Source organism: Rhizobium sp. BK212 (assembly GCF_014197475.1).
In the GTDB taxonomy this organism is placed as follows: domain Bacteria; phylum Pseudomonadota; class Alphaproteobacteria; order Rhizobiales; family Rhizobiaceae; genus Rhizobium; species Rhizobium anhuiense.
Genome location: NZ_JACIFS010000007.1, coordinates 16,091 through 29,849, shown reverse-complemented (window position 1 = coordinate 29,849; position 13,759 = coordinate 16,091). Strand labels below are relative to the sequence as shown.

Annotated in this window: 12 protein-coding genes, 1 pseudogene and 1 riboswitch; of the genes and pseudogenes, 9 read left to right on the top strand and 4 right to left on the bottom strand. The window is 62.8% G+C overall.

Going from position 1 to position 13,759, the window contains the following annotated elements:
• Window positions 1-71 precede the first annotated feature (71 nt).
• On the bottom strand, window positions 72-1,250 hold the full coding sequence (locus FHT79_RS21515) for an acetate/propionate family kinase (protein ID WP_183904063.1): 1,179 nt from the start codon (window positions 1,248-1,250) through the stop codon (window positions 72-74).
• 99 nt (window positions 1,251-1,349) lie between these two features.
• Between FHT79_RS21515 and FHT79_RS21510 the strand changes: the two are divergent.
• Window positions 1,350-1,580, top strand: a pseudogene (locus FHT79_RS21510) (inorganic phosphate transporter); the annotation flags it as partial.
• Window positions 1,581-1,589: 9 nt separating this feature from the next.
• Here FHT79_RS21510 and FHT79_RS21505 read toward each other — a convergent pair.
• On the bottom strand, window positions 1,590-3,161 hold the full coding sequence (locus FHT79_RS21505; RefSeq protein WP_183904062.1) for a bifunctional diguanylate cyclase/phosphodiesterase: 1,572 nt from the start codon (window positions 3,159-3,161) through the stop codon (window positions 1,590-1,592).
• A gap of 541 nt (window positions 3,162-3,702) precedes the next feature.
• Entirely contained in the window at window positions 3,703-4,257 is a 555-nt protein-coding gene (locus tag FHT79_RS21500; protein ID WP_183904061.1) for a histidine phosphatase family protein, read from the bottom strand.
• 88 nt (window positions 4,258-4,345) lie between these two features.
• Window positions 4,346-4,488: riboswitch (adenosylcobalamin (AdoCbl) riboswitch) on the top strand.
• Between the two features lie 13 nt (window positions 4,489-4,501).
• On the opposite strand from FHT79_RS21500, the gene FHT79_RS21495 reads away from it, so the two are divergent.
• The 3 genes from FHT79_RS21495 to FHT79_RS21485 all read left to right on the top strand — a co-directional run bounded on the left by FHT79_RS21495 (window position 4,502) and on the right by FHT79_RS21485 (window position 6,253).
• Window positions 4,502-4,711 (top strand): CbtB domain-containing protein, encoded by a 210-nt coding sequence (locus tag FHT79_RS21495; protein WP_047616573.1) that lies wholly within the window; start codon window positions 4,502-4,504, stop codon window positions 4,709-4,711.
• A 113-nt stretch (window positions 4,712-4,824) separates the two neighbouring features.
• Window positions 4,825-5,571, top strand: a complete 747-nt coding sequence (locus FHT79_RS21490) for a CbtA family protein (RefSeq protein ID WP_183904060.1) — start codon at window positions 4,825-4,827, stop codon at window positions 5,569-5,571.
• Window positions 5,572-5,620: 49 nt separating this feature from the next.
• On the top strand, window positions 5,621-6,253 hold the full coding sequence (locus FHT79_RS21485) for a hypothetical protein (RefSeq protein ID WP_183904059.1): 633 nt from the start codon (window positions 5,621-5,623) through the stop codon (window positions 6,251-6,253).
• On the opposite strand, the gene FHT79_RS21480 is transcribed toward FHT79_RS21485, so the two are convergent.
• Window positions 6,238-6,900, bottom strand: coding sequence for a sulfite oxidase-like oxidoreductase (locus tag FHT79_RS21480; protein ID WP_183904058.1), 663 nt, complete (start codon window positions 6,898-6,900; stop codon window positions 6,238-6,240). The genes FHT79_RS21485 and FHT79_RS21480 overlap by 16 nt on opposite strands.
• A gap of 296 nt (window positions 6,901-7,196) precedes the next feature.
• On the opposite strand from FHT79_RS21480, the gene FHT79_RS21475 reads away from it, so the two are divergent.
• The 5 genes from FHT79_RS21475 (at window position 7,197) to FHT79_RS21455 (ending at window position 13,748) form a co-directional block, all read left to right on the top strand.
• Window positions 7,197-8,993 (top strand): sensor histidine kinase, encoded by a 1,797-nt coding sequence (locus FHT79_RS21475; RefSeq protein WP_348649678.1) that lies wholly within the window; start codon window positions 7,197-7,199, stop codon window positions 8,991-8,993.
• The gene (locus FHT79_RS21470) at window positions 8,990-10,324 is read left to right on the top strand and encodes a sigma-54 dependent transcriptional regulator (RefSeq protein ID WP_029868281.1); all 1,335 of its coding nucleotides are present in this window, start codon (window positions 8,990-8,992) and stop codon (window positions 10,322-10,324) included. Before FHT79_RS21475 ends, FHT79_RS21470 begins: the two co-directional genes overlap by 4 nt.
• 283 nt (window positions 10,325-10,607) lie before the next feature.
• Entirely contained in the window at window positions 10,608-11,591 is a 984-nt protein-coding gene (locus tag FHT79_RS21465; protein WP_029868282.1) for a tripartite tricarboxylate transporter substrate-binding protein, read from the top strand.
• A 180-nt stretch (window positions 11,592-11,771) separates the two neighbouring features.
• Complete coding sequence (locus FHT79_RS21460) at window positions 11,772-12,233, top strand: tripartite tricarboxylate transporter TctB family protein (RefSeq protein WP_029868283.1); 462 nt, start codon at window positions 11,772-11,774, stop codon at window positions 12,231-12,233.
• A gap of 9 nt (window positions 12,234-12,242) precedes the next feature.
• Entirely contained in the window at window positions 12,243-13,748 is a 1,506-nt protein-coding gene (locus tag FHT79_RS21455; protein ID WP_183904057.1) for a tripartite tricarboxylate transporter permease, read from the top strand.
• The last annotated feature ends 11 nt before the right edge of the window (window positions 13,749-13,759 follow it).

Here is a 13,759-nt window from a genome sequence, read left to right as displayed (position 1 = left end):
GGATTTCTCCCGTTCGAAAACGTGTTCAACGTCAATTCTATCGGCCGGCGTCAGCCTGTTATTGATCTGGATCATCCACCACGAAGAAGGGTCAGCGCCTCGTCGGCGATGACCTGCTCCTCATCGGTGGCGATGACATGAGCGGCGATGCGGCTTTCCCCAGTGCTGATCGTGAAATCATTGGCGGCATTGGCCTTTTCGTCGATCGCAAGGCCAAGCCAGGACAGCCGCTTGGCAACGCCGGCGCGGATCGCCGGTTGATGTTCGCCGATACCGGCGGTGAAGACGATGGCGTCAAGGCCGCCGAGTGTCGCCGCCATGCGGCCGATCTCGCCGGCGATGCGCAACGTAAAGAGGTCGATCGCCTGACGCGCCTCCGGCCGTCCATCCTTCAGCAGATCGCGCGTATCGGCGCTGATGCCGGAGACGCCGAGCAGGCCGGAGCGGTGATAGAGCAGGTCTTCGATCGCCTCGAAGGACTGTTTTCTCTCTCCGGCCAGATGCAGGATGACGCCGGGATCGAGCGGGCCCGGGCGTGTCGCCATCGGGATGCCGTCGAGCGTCGAAAAGCCCATGCTGCAATCGCGGCTGACGCCGCCGGCCAGCGCGCAGAGGCTGGCGCCGCTGCCGAGATGGGCGACGACGGTCTTTGCCGCGCGTGGCGCCTTGCGGGCAAGCTCGCCGGCGATGAATTTATAGGAGAGGCCGTGGAAGCCGTAGCGCTTGACGCCCTCGTCATGCAGCGCACGGGGAATGGCGAAGCGGCGAACGAGATCGTCCTGCGTGGCATGGAAGGCGGTGTCGAAGGAGGCCGTCTGGGCGAGATGCGGCTTCAGATGCCGGAGCGCGCGGATGAACCGCAGCGCCTGCGGCTGGTGTAGGGGCGCAAGCGGGGTCAGCGCATCGATCGCCTCGATTGCTGCGTCATCGAGGGCGATCACCTTCGTGAAGCGATCGCCGCCATGGACGACGCGGTGGCCGGCGGCGCGGGTGGCGGTCGTGTCGAAATGGTCGGCGAGATGCGCCAAGGTCTCGTCGATAACGCCGTGCAGGTCTTCCGTCATTTCGGCCTTCAATGGCATCTCGAATGTCTGCGATCCCCTGGTCAGGCCGAGCGAGAGCGGTTCGGCGCGGAAATCGATCACGCCCTTGCCGATGCGTCGCGCCGCATCACCCTCCATCGTAAAAATGCCGATCTTGACGGTCGAGGAACCGGCATTGAAGGTCAGGAGGAGGTCGGTCGATGACATGTCTTCTCAGACTCCGCGCGGGCGTGACGATAGCTGAACTTAGCGTCGGGCCTCCTGACGGAAAGGGATTATTCGGGCCTCCACGTGTTTTTGCCGCCGCGCGGCAGCCGAAGTCGTGCGATGGTCACCATCGCTTCGGCCGATCATCTCGGCCTGCCGGTCTCGACCACACGTGTGCTGTCGTCAGGCGTCGCCGGCACCATGGCGGCGAACGGTTTCGGCCTGCAATGGTCGACCGTGCGCAACATGCTGATGGCCTGGGTGCTGACGCTGCCGGCCTCGATTGCGATCGCCTTCGTGCTCTTCGTGATCCTGCGCCAGGTGTTTTAAGACGTCCCGTCAGGCCGTCGAGGCCAGACTGGCATTGCGATCGCTGATGAAGATGCCCGCCTCGGCGGCGGGCATCGCCTTGCCGAAGAGATAGCCCTGGCCGATGTCGCAGCCGAGCTGCAGCAGGAAGGCGAGCTGCCCATGCTCCTCGACGCCTTCCGCGGTCGTCTTGATGTTGAGGCTCCGGCCGAGGCCGAGCATGGCGCGGACGATCTTTTCCTGGCGTTCGTCGTCGCGACAGGTGGCGATGAAGCTTTTGTCGATCTTGATCTTGTCGAAACGATAACGGGCGAGCTGGGCAAGGCTCGAATAGCCGGTGCCGAAATCGTCGAGCGCGATCTGGATGCCGGCCGCGTGCAGTTCGTCGAGAATGAGGGCGGCGATGGCGGGATCCTGGATCAGCGCGTTTTCGGTGATCTCCACTTCCAGGCGCTGCGGCGGCAACCGGCTCGCCGAAAGCACCTTGAGGATGCGGGAGGTCAGCAGCCTGTCTTCCATCTGCACCGGCGAGACGTTGAACGACAACATCACATGCTCCGGCCAGGTGAGTGCGTCGCTGCAGGCCTGGGCGAGAAGATCCTCGAACAATGCGGTGATCATGCCGGTTTCCTCGGCGATGCCGATGAAAACAGGTGGCGGGATGTTGACGCCATCGTCGCCGATCCAGCGCGCCAGCGCCTCGAAGCCGCAGAGCTGGCCGTTCTTCAGATCGATCAGCGGCTGGTAGAAGGGTTTGATCGCCTTGTTGGAGATCGCGGCGCGCAGCCTGGTTTCCAGTGCGGCGCGTTCGGTCACCTTGTCCTGCATCGAAGGTTCGAAGACGAAATAGTGGTTCGGTCCGCGTGATTTCGCCTCATACATGGCGAGGTCGGCACGGTGGGCGGCGTCTTCCAGTGGTTCTGCTCCCTCGGCCCAGCGGTCGTAGCCGACGCTGGCGCCGACCTCGACGGCAAAGCCATCGATATGGATCGGCCGGGTGACCGCCTGGATCAGCAGCTTGGCAAAACGCTCCTCGCGCTGCGCCGTCAGAGCGAAGGCGACGACGATGAATTCGTCGCCGCCGAAGCGATAGACGCAATCGGCATTGCCGAGTGCACAGATGCGTCTGGCAACCTCGATCAACAGGACGTCGCCGCCCTTGTGGCCCACGAGATCGTTGACTTTCTTGAAGCCGTCGAGGTCGACGGAGAAGAGGGTGACGTTGCGATCCCACTCCTCGATCTCGGCCTCATCGTCCTTGATCGGCCGCGAGAGGATCTTACGCTCGAAGGCGTAGCGGTTCGGCAGTTTGGTGAGATGGTCGTGGGTTGCGGTCCAATCGGCCTTTGCCTGGGCGATGGCGCGCAGTTCCGTTTCCTTGCGCAGGTCGGCGATGCGCAGCACCGAATAGATGAAGCTCATGGCGCCGGCGATGCCGAGCGCCAGAACGAGCTTGTCGGCGCCGTACTCGCCGAAACCGGTCATGAAGAAGACAAGGCTGTCGTCAAGCTGCAACAGGGTGCAGAGGAGCCAGAGAGTAATCCCGAACCCGACGATCGAAACACATTGCCTTCCGGCCCTGCTCTGGAAAAATACCGGCACTGCGCCTTCTCCATCTCCACCCTTCGCGGAAATAGCACGAAAGTCTGAAATGTTCGTTGAAACCAGAAGGCGAATTATCGGAGGCGGCAGCCTCCTGATGTGCCGTCGAGGGACCGTGGGCGCCAGAGGAAAACGCCGAGCGAACCCTTGTCGTGGTTGGCAGAATGGCGGGCGCGGAAAAAAACGAAGGCGAGCGTGCCATGGCATCGCTCGCCCTTTTTCGTGCTTCAGGCGGTGACGATCAGCAGCGGGACGCTGACGATGAGACCGACCAGAACTGTGACTGTGGCGACACGCATCAAACGCAGGCGCCGCGTGCGCTCCCCACTCCAATCATATGTCATTCTTCCATCTCCTTGGGATAAGGAAGTAGTCCCCGCGAAACCGGGTTCAACAGAGATGACGCGATTTGCTTGTGTAAGGCTGGATAAGATCAGGACTCGCTAAAGCATCGGTCCGAAAATCGGAATCGATTTTCGGACCGATGCGAGGACTGAAAGTGTTAGAGCGTCCTTGTGCGTCCGAAAGGACGCACGGCGCTCTAATGCTGGAAGCGCAGAGACCAGCGCCGTCCATTGCTGGTCATGCGAATGACGGCGAGCGGCTCGATGTCGCTCAGCCAGAAAGAGGAGAGCGGCGCCTGAAGCACATGGGCGACCGCCGCCCGGATGACGGCTGCGTGACTGACGGCGATCACATGGCCGCCGAGGGCGGATTCGCTCTCCATCCAGTCGGCGACGCGTGTTCTCAAATCAAGAAGGCTCTCGCCGCCATGCGGGGCCGCTTCCGGATCGCTCATCCAGGCCATGAGGTTCTCAGGCTCTTCCGCCTCTATCGCGGCGATCGATCTGCCGGCCCAGCGGCCATGGTCGCAGTCGCGAAGCGCCGGATCGATCCGGGCTTGGAGGCGGAGCGCGTCAACAGTCTGGCGGGCGCGCAAAGCGGGGCTCGTGGCAACGCGATCGGCGTGGGGCAGGGCGGCCATCCTGCCGGCTTCTTCCGCCGCCTTGCCTTCCAGCGGTTCGTCGAGCGGGAACAGGGCCTTGCGGCTCGCCATCGTCGCGCCGTGGCAGATCCAGGTGAGGCGCGTATTCACGGTCGTTCTGATCTCCGGGAGTGCGGCTATGGCGCCGCAGGACGGCCCTTGGCCGACTTGTGAAGTTTCGTTGACAGTCTCTTCGGCGTGCAGATATAACCGTGCTGTTGCGGGTTTGGAAGCCGGTGGAAATCCGGCGCGGTCGCGCCACTGTGACCAGCGTGTCGAAAGCTCTTCGCGCTGGAAGTCAGACCCTACTGCACAAGCACTCTTTCGACTGAACGCGTCATTCCCGGAGGAATACATGTCTGACACCACTTTTGCGCCCGTCGCGGCACCGGCGCCGATCCCCCTGGGAGAGATCCTGCCATGGGCGATCTTCGGTGGCCTGCTGATGCTCATCGTTCTCTATTTTGTCGGCACCGAGGAAGGCGCGATGGCGCTGTTCAACGGGATGTATGTGCACGAATTCGTGCATGACGGCCGTCATCTCCTCGGCTTTCCCTGCCACTAGAGCGCGTCGCGATCTTTCAGATTCGCGCCTCACTTTAGGTCTTTGTTTTCGCATGTCGTTATCGCAAAACCGCTGCGCACTTTTGCGCGACATGCTTTAGGGGAGTTCCTGACATGGTTGGAAATCTTCTGCTTCGCGGCATGCTCGCGGGCCTGATTGCTGGCATCCTCGTTTTCGCTTTTGCGCATATCTTCGGCGAGCCGCTGGTCGATGCGGCGATCGCCTTCGAGGAGGCGACTGCCCAGGCGGCCGGTGAAGCTGCCGAACCTGAAATCGTCAGCCGCGCCACGCAGGCCGGTCTCGGCCTTTTCACCGGCGTCATGGCCTACAGCGTTGCCGTTGGCGGGCTCTTCGCTCTCGCCTTCGCTTTCGTGCACGGCCGTTTCAGCAGCCTTTCGGCGCGCGGCACCTCGGCCGTCATCGCCATTGCCGCCTTCGTGGCGATCGTCCTCGTTCCCGGTATCAAGTATCCGGCCAACCCGCCGGCGGTCGGCAATCCCGATACGATCGGCGTCAGGACCGAACTGTTCTTCCTGATGATCGTCGTCTCGCTCGCCGCGCTGATTGCCGCGGTGGCGCTGTCGCGCCGCCTCGCGGAGCGTTTCGGTCTCTGGAATGGCGCGATCATCGCCGGCATCGCTTATCTCGTCTTCATCGGCGTCGTGCTCTATCTGCTGCCGCCGATCAACGAGGTGCCGGAGAACTTCTCGGCGATGGTCCTCTGGCGGTTCCGCACGACTTCGCTCGGCATGCATGTGATCCTCTGGACAACCTTGGGCCTTACCTTCGGAGTGCTGGCGGAAAAGCGGCTTGCCGTTAAGGACGGTCAACGCGGCCGGCCGGCAACGGCATTTCACTGAACGCATCGAAGGGCACCGCTTGCCGGCGCCCTGAACTTTTCGGGCGGCCATGACAAGCAGCAGAACCATACCACTCGTGTCGACGGCGTTAGCCACCGCCGTCTTTTTTTGTGTGGTTGCTGGAAGCGCTCTTGCCCATAGCCCTAGCGGCGGCGGCAGCCATACCGGACTGGATATTCCGGAAATTTCCCATGGCGAGATGGCGGTGATTGCAGACTATCGCAGTGGGATCATCGACCTTGCTTCCCGTGCCGTCGATACCAACGAGCCGTTCCGCCGCGTCCTGAACTATGCCGAGATCCAGTATTCCTATTGTCTCTGGGGCCGGGTGCCGGGCAGCGTGACGGACGAGGAAAGCCCGTTCAACGAATGCGCCCATGCCTATCTCGCGGCGGCCAAGGCGGTCTTGCTGTCGATGCGCGAGATGCCGCAAGAGAGGGCTGCCGCGAATGAAATCATTTCCGCCGTCGACGCCGACATGACGCGGCGCGGCCTTGCGCTCGTCACCTGCCGGTTCAGCGGCGAGGCCTTCAACACCGCCGATGTCATCAAGCCACACTGGGGCAAGGTGCCACTTCATCCAGCCAGCATGGCGTCGCTGACCGGGCTCGCTGCATTGTTCGGCCTTGGTTTTTTTGGGCTTCGCCACTTCCTGCGGCCGAAGGCTCAATCGTCGGAATAGCGCTGCTCGCGCCATGGATCGCCGTAGATATGGTAGCCGTTCTTTTCCCAGAAGCCGGCTTCGTCGTCGGGCATCAGCTCGATGCGGCGCAGCCATTTGGCGCTCTTCCAGAAATAGAGATGCGGCACGACCAGGCGCATCGGGCCGCCGTGTTCCGGCGTCAGCGGCAGGCTTTCCCAGGCGGTGGCAAGGATCGCATCCTCGGCGGCGAAATCGGCGAGCGGCAGGTTGGTGGTATAGCCGTCATAACTCGTCAGCATGACGTAACCAGCTTCGGGTTTCGGCATGGCGAGGTCGAGAAGATCGCGCGTCGAAACGCCCTTCCATTTGTTGTCGTAGCGCGACCATGTGGTGACGCAGTGAATATCGCTCATCCTGGTGTTCTGCTCGATCGCCTGGAAGGCGGCCCAGGTGAGGGTGAGCGGTGTTTCGACGAGGCCGCGCACGTCGAGCCGCCAAGTCTCTGTGGAGACAACAGGCTGCTGGCCGAGATCGAGCACCGGCCAGTTTTTGACGAGGTGCTGGCCGGGCGGCAAACGCTCGGTTTCAGGTCGGCTGATGCGGCCGGTCAGGAACTTGCCCTCGGCCGCCCAGCGACGCTTGGATGTGGTGAGCTTGCTGTCGGCGGGGGTCTGATCGTCGCTCATGATGGGCTTCCTTGCGATGCAGCAATAGGATATCCGCGCTCGTTAAGTGTCAAGTTTCGGCAGGCCCTTGGAAAACCTTGCCGGGGTTATTAGAGCGTCCTTTGTACGTCCTTTCGGACGCACAAAGGACGCTCTAGCATTTTGAATCTACGCGTCGTGCTTTCTGAAAATCGATTCCGATTTTCGGGCCGATGCGCTAGACTTGGCGTTGTTGGGTATGCCTTGCTGGGGAGTGGAGGCAGAAAGGGGAGGAGCCGGATCTGTCTTCGAGATATCGTGCGATAGCGGCGTTGCTCGTGGTGCCGCTGATCATCTTCGCCTTCTTCACCTATGGAAGCGCGATTGCGACACGCGCTTATATGGGGGAAGCCTCGGCGCAGGCAGGAACGGCGCTGCGCCTTGCCGTGTCGGCGCTCAGCGGCCACCTCAACCGCTACGAGGCGCTGCCGGCGCTGATTGCCGATCACGACGACATCAAGGAACTGGTGAGCGCGCCTGAGGATGCGGCGCTACGCGATGCCGCCAATCTCTATCTCAAGGAGATCAACGGGCTGCTGAAATCCTCCGACATCTATGTGGTCAAACCGGATGGCGAAACGATCGCGGCGAGCAATTACGACGGACCGGGAAGCTTCGTCGGACAGAATTTCAGCTACCGGCCCTATTTTCAGGATGCGATCGCAGGCCGGCAGGCAAGGTTCTACGCGCTCGGCACCACCTCGCTGAAGCGCGGCTATTATTTTGCCGCGCCGATCCGGACCGGCGCGGATATTCGGGGCGTCATCGTTTTCAAAGTCGATATCGACATGATCGAATCCTCCTGGGGCGGCGGCGAATACAAGATCTTCGTCTCCGATCCGGAGGGCATCATCTTCATGTCCGGCAGCCCCGAATGGCTCTATGGCGCTATCCTGCCGCTGACGGCCGATCGCATCGCACGCACGGAAGCGTCGCGGCGGTATGCCAATGCCAGGCTGACGGCGTTGCCGGTGACGCGTCAGCGCTTCGAGCCGCATGAGTTGATGACGCTCGCCGGCGAGCGCGGCTCGAGCGAATATCTGGTGCTCTCGCACTACATGCCGGCCGAGGACTGGACCGTGAACGTGCTGATGGAGACGAGTTCCATCCGCGCCCAGGCGCGCACCGCGCTTGCGGCGGTCTTTCTCATCCTCTGCATTGCCGGGCTCGCGGTCGCGGTCATTCGCCAGCGGCGGGCGCGGCTTGCCGAGCGCATGCAGATGCAGGCCGACGCCCGCAACGAGCTGGAGCGGCGCGTCGAGGAACGCACAGCCGATCTTGCCCGCGTCAACAGCCGCATTGAAGAAGAGATCGCCGAGCGGCGCCTGACCGAGCAACAACTCCGCCAGACACAGGCCGATCTGATCCAGGCCGGAAAGCTCGCCGGCCTCGGACAGATGTCGGCCGCTCTTTCGCACGAGTTCAACCAGCCGCTCGCCGCGGCGAAGACCTATACGGACAGCGCCTCCGTTCTCATCGATCGGGGCCGGACGGAGGAGGCGCGGGACAATATCCGGCGTATCGGCGGGCTCATTGACCGCATGGCCGCGATCAGCCGGCACCTGCGCAACTTCGCCCGCAAACCGAACGAGAAGCTCGGCTCGGTTTCTCTCGACGAGGCGATGCATGACACGCTCGAGATCATCGCCTGGCGGCTGAAGGCGGCGGATGCCGAACTCCTGCTCGATCTAGGCCCACGTCCACCCGTCGTGCGCGCCGGTTCGGTGCGTCTGCAACAGGTGCTGGTGAACGTGATCTCGAATGCGGCCGATGCGGTGGAAGGGCTGGACGACAGGCGCATCGAGGTTTCGGCCTTCGAGGAGGCCGGCAAAGTGGTGCTGACGGTGCGGGATCACGGGCCGGGCGTGCCGGCGGCGATTGCCCAGCGTATCTTCGATCCCTTCTTCACGACGAAGGGCGTCGGCAAGGGGCTCGGCCTCGGGCTTTCGATCTCCTACAACATCATCAAGGATTTTGGCGGCAGCCTTGAGGCGGCTAATCATCCCGAAGGGGGCGCGGTGTTCCGCATCGAGCTGCAGTCGGCGGCAGGGCTGATGCCGGAGGCGGCGGAATGAACGATGCGAAGATCCTGCTGGTTGACGACGAGGAGGAATTGCGCCGCTCGACGGCGCAGGCGTTGGAGCTCTCCGGCTTCAGCGTCGAGACCTTTTCGAACGGCGACCACGTGCTGGAGCTGATCGGCTACAGCTTTCCCGGTGTCGTCGTCAGCGACATCCGCATGCCCGGCATGGACGGCATGACGCTGATGCAGAAGATCCGCGAGCTCGATCCAGAGGTGCCGGTCATTCTTGTCACCGGCCACGGCGACGTGCAGCTCGCGGTGAAGGCGATGCGCGAAGGCGCCTATGATTTCATCGAGAAGCCGTTCACGCCCGAAATGCTTGCCGGCGTCATCCGCCGGGCGATGGAGCGGCGCGGCCTCGTGCTCGAAAACCGGCTGCTGAAAGCGGTCGCCGGCAAACGCGACGATATCGAGGCGCGGCTGCCGGGGCGCACGCAGGTGATGGTGGATTTGCGCTACCGTATCCGGGCGATCGGGGCGAGCGATGCCGATACGCTTATCGTCGGCGAAACGGGAGCCGGCAAGGAAGTGGTGGCCCGGGCGCTCCACGATATCAGCGCCCGGGCAAGCCGGCCGTTCATCGCGATCAATTGCGCCGCACTGCCGGCAAACCTGATCGAGAGCGAACTCTTCGGCCATGAGGTGGGGGCCTTTCCGGGCGCGGTGAGGCCGCGCTACGGAAAATTCGAACACGGGCGCGGCGGCACGATCCTGCTCGACGAGATCGGCTCCATGCCCTTCGACCTGCAGGCCAAGTTCCTGCGGGTACTGCAGGAGCGGGTGATCTCGCGGCTCGGATCGAACGAAGTGGTGGCGCTCGACGTGCGGTTCATCGCCACAAGCAAGGTCGATCTGGAGGCGGAGGTGGCAGCCGGGCGCTTCCGCGCCGACCTCTTCTATCGGCTGAACGTTGCGACGCTGCACGTGCCGTCGCTGTCGCAGCGGCGGGCGGACGTTCCGCTGCTTTTCCTGCAACTGGTGCGGGAGGCGGCGGCCCGCTACGGCCGCGACGAGATGCCCGTGCCGCCGGAGGTGATCTCCGACATTGCCCAACGCGACTGGCCCGGCAATGTGCGTGAATTGAGGAACGCCGCCGACCGGCTGGTCCTCGGTCTCGACAATGGCGGGCGGCAGGCCGAGGAGGCGACGGGGCTTGCGGAACGCGTCGCTGAATTCGAGCGAGGGGTGATTGCAACCGCGCTGGTGGCGCATGGCGGCAGCCTCAAGGCGGTCTATGAGTCACTCGGCATTTCCCGCAAGACCCTCTATGAAAAGATGCAGAAATACGGTCTCGACAAGCGGATGATGATTATCGAAAGCTGACTGCTTTCGGAAAATGCCTGTTTTCCGAGTGACGATTCCGGCTGTGGCCGCGCACTCTTTCCAATCTCAAGTCGATTATCCTCCGGTGCGATGGGTGGATTTCCACCCATCGCACCGGCCGTTTGTTTCCGAATCGACCCATGCTGCATTGCACTTTTGCAAAATCGCCTTTCGAAAGCGGCTGCAATGATTGCAGGTCGATTTTTCCCGGCGGCAAATAGGCCATCCCAACCGGCGCGGAGGATGTGTCGGCGGGCTTGCTTGTTTCATCAGGGAGGAAACGATGAAAATTCTGAAGGCCATGCTCGGCCTGACCGCGGCTGCCGCGGTCTCTCTTCTCGCCGGCGTCGCTTCGGCGCAGACCTATCCCGAGCGCACCATTACCATGGTCGTGCCCTTTGCGGCCGGCGGCCCGACCGATACCGTGGCGCGCCTGGTCGCAGAATCCATGTCGAAGGATCTCGGCCAGCAGATCGTCGTCGAAAATGTCGGCGGCGCCGGCGGCACGCTCGGCGCCGGCCGCGTGGCAAATGCCGATCCCGACGGTTACACCATTCTGCTGCACCATATCGGCATGGCGACCAGCGCCACGCTCTACCGCAAGCTCGCCTACGACACGCTCGGCGCTTTCGATTATGTCGGCCTCGTCACCGAAGTGCCGATGACGATCGTTGCACGCAAGGACATGGAGCCGACCGACCTCAAGGGGCTGATCGACTATATCAAGGCCAACAAGGACAAGGTGACGGTTGCCAATGCCGGCATCGGTGCGGCTTCGCATCTCTGCGGCATGATGTTCATGAGCGCCATCCAGACACCGCTGACGACCGTGCCCTACAAGGGTACCGGCCCTGCCATGACCGACCTGCTCGGCGGCCAGGTCGACGTCATGTGCGACCAGACGACCAACACGACCAAGCAGATCCAGGGCGGCACGATCAAGGCTTATGCCGTAACCTCGCCCAAGCGCCTCGACGTGATGAAGGACATTCCGACGGCCGTCGAAGCCGGCCTGCCGGGTTTTGAAGTCGGCATCTGGCATGGCATCTATACGCCGAAGGGCACGCCGGCCGAGATCAACGAGCGTCTGTCGAAATCGCTGCAGGTGGCGCTGAAGGATCCGAATGTCGGCGCCCGCTTTGCCGAGCTCGGCACCGCGCCATCCTCAGACGCCGATGCGACGCCGGCTGCACTGAAAGCCAAGCTTGAAAGCGAGATCGCCCGTTGGAAAACGGTGATCGAGGCCGCCGGCGAATATGCCGACTAAGGCTTGTCCTCGTCCGGGCATGCCGGACGAGCCCCTCACCCTAACCTACCGGGGTCGAGCTACTTGTCTCGACCCGTCCTCCGGACCCCCGTTTACGGGGAGAGGGTGGCGGCAGGCGGATGAGGGGCTAGCTCCTTTGCCGCGGCGTGACGTGAACCATCTCCAACCCCAGGAGACACCATGAAATCCATCAGTTTCGATACCACCAATGCGATCTGCGGCGCGCTTTTCGTCGCCTCCGGGGCTTTCTTCGCCATCCAGTCGCTGGGGCTCGACCTCGGCACGACGGTGCGTATGGGGCCAGGCTATTTTCCGTTGCTGCTTGCCGGCGTGCTCGTGCTTCTCGGTGCGATCATCTTCATTCAGGCCCTTCGGGTCGAGGGCGAGCCGATTGACCCGTTTGCCTGGCGCGGCATGCTCTTCATCCTGCCGGCGCCAGTCTTTTTCGGGCTGACCGTGCGCGGGCTCGGCTTCGCACCGTCCTTGTTCCTCACCGCCTTCATCGCCTGTTTCGCATCGCAAAAGATGAACCTGTTCTTTGCGATCGTGCTGTCGTTGCTGCTGACGATCTTTTCGGTCGCGGTGTTCAGCTACGGGCTCGGCTTGCCGTTCGAGCGGTTTGGCCCCTGGGTCCGGTTCTAGGAGGCGATGATGGATCTTTTCAACAATCTCGCGCTCGGCTTTGCGACAGCCGGCACTCCGGAAAACCTGTTCTTCTGCCTGATTGGCGTGCTGCTCGGCACGCTGATCGGCGTGCTGCCCGGCATTGGCGCCACGGCGACGATCGCCATGCTCTTGCCGATCACCTTCCAGCTCGAGCCGGTTTCGTCGCTGATCATGCTCGCCGGCATCTATTACGGCGCGCAGTATGGTGGCTCGACGACGGCGATCCTCATCAACATGCCGGGCGAATCTTCCTCGGCCGTCACCGCGATCGACGGTTACCAGATGGCCCGCAAGGGCAGGGCGGGGGCAGCGCTTGCGATCGCCGCGCTCGGCTCTTTCTTCGCTGGCACCGTGTCGACCTTTCTCGTCGCGATCTTCGCGCCGCCGCTCACCGCAATCGCGCTGCAATTCGGTTCGGCGGAATATTTCTCGCTGATGATCGTCGGCCTCGTCTCCTCGATCGCACTGGCGCATGGTTCCGTCGTCAAGGCCTTAGCGATGGTGGCGCTCGGGCTGCTGCTCGGCCTTGTCGGCACCGACATCTATACCGGCACGCCGCGCTTCACGCTCGGCATCCGCGAATATGCCGACGGGCTGAATTTCGTGGCGCTCGCCGTCGGCGTCTTCGGGGTGGCGGAAATCCTGCGCAACCTCGAGGGCGAATCGACACGCACGGTGCTGATGGCCAAGGTGTCCGGCCTGTTGCCGTCGCGCCAGGAATTCAAGGAGATGATCGCACCGGTCATTCGCGGCACGGCGATCGGTTCGGCGCTCGGCATCCTGCCGGGCGGTGGCGCCATCCTTGCCTCGTTCGCCTCCTATACGGTGGAAAAGCGGATGTCGAAGACGCCGGAGGAATTCGGCAAGGGTGCGGTTGCCGGCGTCGCAGGGCCGGAATCGGCAAACAATGCCGGTGCGCAGACCTCGTTCATTCCGCTGCTCACGCTCGGCATTCCTGCCAATCCCGTCATGGCGCTGATGATCGGCGCGATGATCATTCAGGGCATCGTGCCGGGTCCGAATGTCGCCACCGAGCAGCCGGCGCTGTTCTGGGGCATTATCGCCTCGATGTGGATCGGCAACCTGATGCTGGTCATCCTCAACCTGCCGCTGATCGGGCTCTGGGTGAAATTGTTGACCGTGCCTTACTACGTGCTCTTCCCCGTCATCATGGCTTTCTGCTCGATCGGGGTCTACAGCGTCAATGCCAACGTCTACGACCTCTATGCCGTCGCCTTCTTCGGGCTCATCGGCTATGTGCTGGCCAAGCTTCGCTGCGAGCCGGCGCCGCTTCTGCTCGGCTTCGTGCTCGGGCCGCTGCTCGAGGAGAACCTGCGGCGCGCCATGATCCTCTCGCGCGGCGATCCAACGACTTTCGTCACGCGGCCGATCAGCGCCATTCTTCTGGCCATTGCGGTTGCTGTCCTCATCGTCGTCTTCCTGCCGAGCGTCAAGAAGAAGCGCGAGGAGGTGTTCGTCGAAGAGGCGTGAGGGTTGAACTC